Source organism: bacterium, assembly GCA_009926305.1.
In the GTDB taxonomy this organism is placed as follows: domain Bacteria; phylum Bdellovibrionota_C; class UBA2361; order UBA2361; family RFPC01; genus RFPC01.
Genome location: RFPC01000150.1, coordinates 1 through 2,862, shown reverse-complemented (window position 1 = coordinate 2,862; position 2,862 = coordinate 1). Strand labels below are relative to the sequence as shown.

The following is a 2,862-nucleotide window of genomic DNA, read 5'->3' as shown; positions in this document are numbered from 1 at the left end:
GAATTGAGATAGTCGGCAGCGAGAGTCAGTTTGCCCTGGACCCACTCAGGGATATCACTTGATTCGGAGATAAGAGAATCGATCAGCAGGGCGTTACGGGCGGCGGACCTGAGGTCGCCTTGTGCCATCTGCCCCTCCGGATCGTCATGATCCGTCTCATCTTCGCATCGTCGTCGTCAATCATGCTCTTCTTAATCGCCTTATCGCGTGCCGACATCCAGTCATCCGAATCGATGTCGCCATCGCCATCATGATCAGTACCTTCGGTGCTGTCATACTTCGACTTACCTGCATTTCTCAAAGCCATGGCAATAGCCTGTTTTTGCGGAGTCCCTTCATCCATCAGTTTCGAAATGTTGTCTGAAATAACCTCTTCGGAGGTACCTTCTTTTAGCGGCATGATTAAATGTTGGTAAATCCCTTATACTAAGCTTTCAACGCTGTCCACCCCTTGTGGTGAGACCGTACTCCTTTGGCAACTCCACTTAAACAGCCAAGAGAAAGATTTTGTTCGGGGAACAGTTTAACCATTTCAGAGATAGATTTTTGCAAAACTTCTCCATGGTCAGGGTGATACCAGTTTTTTGGTTTAGAATTTTTCTTAGATATCTTATCTCTAGTTTCTTTTGAGAGGGATTTACCAAACCAGGGGTTATTCTCTCCAGATTTTGATTTGGACATTTTTTCTATAGTTTCTTTTGAATGAGATTTACCAAACAAGGGGTGATTCTCTCCAGACTTTAATTTGGACAGCCTTTCTCTAGCTTCTTTTGAGGGGTTAACAGCCCCCTCTCCCCCGTCAGTAAGATTCCTCAGTATTCCGGTCCCCAAGTCCTTCCTGCCGTAAAAAGCAATCAGCTCTTTTTCAATCCTGCAAGCCTCCTCCCACTCGAGGTTTTCGTGCAGGATGATAATACGGTCCCGAGAAGGAGGACGACCGCAGCGTCTTCTCCCCTTGTAGGGTCTCCTCGGATTACCAATCCCGATATAGTACGGAGTCCTGTCTTCTCTAACCCACTGATAAACAACTGTGTCCATAGAATTTGGCTATAGTTATCAAACTATAGCACAACTCAGTGGCTTATCTCATCATCGAGCGGATACTCTGTGCGAACTCTTGGTACTCCGCACTGTTGGAGACACCCCTTTTCCTAGATCTCTTTGCAGATCTTGTCTTCACGGACCCCTCTTGTTTCATTATACTGAGAGCCTTTTGAGTACTCATCCCAGAGTCTCTAAGCTCCTTGAGCCTAGAAGCCCTCTCGTTTTGGGTAGAAGGCTTCTTAGCAGGAGGAGGAGGATTTTCAGACGTAGGTCTCTGTCCCCCCTTTCTCTGAGGTTTGGGTTTCTGACCTTTCTTAAAATCCCCCCTGGCTTCAGTTGTTCCCTTCTTCAGAAGAGATCCCTGACCTTCTTCACCCCGACCCGCTGTGGCTGGTTCACGACCACCGGCCTGCGCTCCCAGCTCGGGTTCAGCAGGCTCGCCACGGTACTTCGCATAGGGATCGGGCTCCTGATCAGAGCCACCGGTTTCAAAACCTCTACCTCCAGTAAAGATACGTTTTGAAGTCTTCGAGGCTCTGGGCTTCCTTGCCCGCCTTCATTATCTCCGGTGCCGCTGCGCGTGCTCCTCCGAAACCCCCACCACCACCTTTTTTTCTGCCTTGTTGAAGGAGTGCTTTGAATCCGCCTTTGCTAGTGACTTCGCGAGAGGTAGGAGCCTTCTGTTCACCACTAGGAATATCCACCACCGTAACTGTTGGATCTACACCATTTTTTATTAGACCTGCCAGCCTAGTATTCCCGCCTATAAGTTCATAAGATCCGTCCTCAAATCTACCAACAATAGGAGTTTCTATTACGCCGCTCTTAAAAGATTGCTCAAAATTTTTCTTTTTACCTTCTTCCAGAGAATCATAATCTAAATCAACATTGTTGACACTTCCTAGCTTACTAAACTTGGCAGGTTTACCATTTTTAACAGCATCGTTCCACGCTTCGATACCAGCAGTCTTAAATTCGGGGTATCTGATAGCTTCATCCCATTCTCTTTCAGGATTGGGGTTTTTATATTTAACTTGCGGAACTGAAGTCGGCTGTTGGGTTGATGTCTGCGCTTCCGGCTCTGGCGCAGCGCCTTCAGCAGGTTCGGTCTCAGGGGCGGCAGGTTTCTCTCCACCACCCGAAGGGGCAGCGGCAGGACCCGGTGCAGGGGCTGGAGCTTCCGGCTCTGGCGCAGCGCCTTCGGCGGGTTCCGGAGCAGCAGCAGCAGTTTCGGTCGGTGCAGCGGTAGGTTCCTCGGTACCGGCGGCAGCGCCTTCAGTAGGCTTTTTAGTGGTATCGGAGGTGGGTTGTTCGGGCTGAGAGGAAGCATCTTGTCCTCTTTTTTTAATATTTACATCTCTATATTTTTTGTTAATTGCTTCAACTGCTACATTAAAATCCACTCCAAGTTCTTCAGCAGTAGTCTCAGCAATTGACTCAATATCTTCAGGAGTTAACTCAACACTCTGAGGAGTCAGTTCACGGTTTTGTCTGGCCTTCCTTTGGGCTGCTTTAAGAGCATATTTTTTACTATCACTGTACAGTTTACTAAAACTATTAATGATTTCTTGTTCAGAAACTGTTGGTTTTTCTTCTTCCGGTTCCGGACCCGCAGCAGCCTCTTGATCCCTGAGACCCTTCTGCTCAGCGATCTGGTCACGCATCTTCTGTTGTCTTTCTTTGGTCTTCTGATCTCTCTTAGCCTGAGCCTGAGGAGACTGAGAGAGAGGAGACTGCTTCTCCTTTGAGAATGCTTTAACGACGTCGGCGGCAGTTATTTTGCCCTCTAACGCATCCTTTAGGGTATTTTGCCACTCT

The 2,862-nt window shown here is 48.1% G+C and carries 4 protein-coding genes; 1 reads left to right on the top strand and 3 read right to left on the bottom strand.

All coding sequences use genetic code 11. From position 1 onward, the window contains the following. Window positions 1-82 precede the first annotated feature (82 nt). The 3 genes from EBR25_13040 to EBR25_13030 form a co-directional block, all read right to left on the bottom strand. Complete coding sequence (locus EBR25_13040) at window positions 83-400, bottom strand: hypothetical protein (protein NBW41907.1); 318 nt, start codon at window positions 398-400, stop codon at window positions 83-85. Between the two features lie 26 nt (window positions 401-426). Continuing rightward, window positions 427-1,038, bottom strand: a complete 612-nt coding sequence (locus EBR25_13035) for a hypothetical protein (protein ID NBW41906.1) — start codon at window positions 1,036-1,038, stop codon at window positions 427-429. Window positions 1,039-1,541: 503 nt separating this feature from the next. After that, window positions 1,542-1,751, bottom strand: coding sequence for a hypothetical protein (locus EBR25_13030; GenBank protein ID NBW41905.1), 210 nt, complete (start codon window positions 1,749-1,751; stop codon window positions 1,542-1,544). 184 nt (window positions 1,752-1,935) lie between these two features. Between EBR25_13030 and EBR25_13025 the strand changes: the two genes are divergently transcribed. Next, window positions 1,936-2,364 carry a hypothetical protein gene (locus tag EBR25_13025; GenBank protein ID NBW41904.1) on the top strand — a complete coding sequence of 143 codons (429 nt, stop codon included), beginning with the start codon at window positions 1,936-1,938 and terminating at the stop codon, window positions 2,362-2,364. The last annotated feature ends 498 nt before the right edge of the window (window positions 2,365-2,862 follow it).